Source organism: Micromonospora sp. R311 (genome assembly GCF_056780015.1).
Genome location: NZ_JBSWCE010000122.1, coordinates 1 through 629 on the forward strand (window position 1 = coordinate 1; position 629 = coordinate 629).

Consider the following 629-nt stretch of genomic DNA (forward strand, 5'->3'; position numbering starts at 1 on the left):
CCCTCGGTGCCCACCTCGCGGGCCACCCGGGTCACCTCGTCGGCGAACGACGAGAGCTGGTCGACCATCGTGTTGACCGTCGACTTCAGCTCCAGGATCTCGCCCTGCGCGTCCACGGTGATCTTCTGCGAGAGGTCACCCTTGGCCACCGCGGTGGTGACCGAGGCGATGTTGCGCACCTGACTGGTCAGGTTCGACGCCATCGAGTTCACGTTGTCGGTCAGGTCCCGCCAGGTGCCGGAGACGCCCTTGACCTGCGCCTGGCCGCCCAGCTTGCCCTCGGTGCCCACCTCGCGGGCCACCCGGGTCACCTCGTCGGCGAACGACGAGAGCTGGTCCACCATCGTGTTGACCGTCGACTTGAGTTCCAGGATCTCGCCCTGCGCGTCGACGGTGATCTTCTGCGAGAGGTCACCCTTGGCCACCGCGGTGGAGACCTGGGCGATGTTGCGCACCTGGGCGGTCAGGTTCGACGCCATCGAGTTCACGTTGTCGGTCAGGTCCCGCCAGGTGCCGGCCACCCCGCGCACCTGGGCCTGGCCGCCCAGCTTGCCCTCGGTGCCCACCTCGCGGGCCACCCGGGTCACCTCGTCGGCGAACGACGAGAGCTGGTCGACCATCGTGTTGAC

At 68.4% G+C, this 629-nt stretch carries 1 protein-coding gene; it reads right to left on the reverse strand.

Annotated elements, in window-relative coordinates; all coding sequences use genetic code 11:
• Positions 1-629: HAMP domain-containing protein (locus AC1WTP_RS34465; protein WP_481653385.1), on the reverse strand; the 629-nt coding region annotated here is incomplete at both ends.